This window comes from Undibacterium hunanense (assembly GCF_014284335.1).
Taxonomy (GTDB): domain Bacteria; phylum Pseudomonadota; class Gammaproteobacteria; order Burkholderiales; family Burkholderiaceae_D; genus Undibacterium; species Undibacterium hunanense.
In genome coordinates, this window is the sequence record NZ_JACOGF010000066.1 from 1 (window position 1) to 336 (window position 336).

The following is a 336-nucleotide window of genomic DNA, read 5'->3' on the forward strand; positions in this document are numbered from 1 at the left end:
AAAACGGTGTGAACCTCAATGCACAATCCACAGCAACAGCAGTGGCCCGTGTAGTGACAGACACCATCAACCTGGGTAACGGTAACGATACACTGGTCACTTACGGTGCGATCAACCTGGCTGGTGCTACATTGTCTGGTATTGAAAACATCACAGCAAACTCTGCTGTCGTGATCACTGCCAGCCAATACGCTGCTCTGGTTGCTGCCCGTGCTGCATTGTCCCTGAGCACACCAGTTATCACCTTCACAGGCAATGTGCCACATCAACTGACTATCGTTGATGACATCGCTGGCGCAAACAACATTGATCTGTCCCTGATCTCTGTAACGAGCG

General features: G+C 50.9%; 1 protein-coding gene. It reads left to right on the plus strand.

Annotated elements, in window-relative coordinates; all coding sequences use genetic code 11:
- On the plus strand, positions 1–336 hold a 336-nt coding region (locus H8L32_RS27340), incomplete at both ends, for a hypothetical protein (protein WP_186951016.1).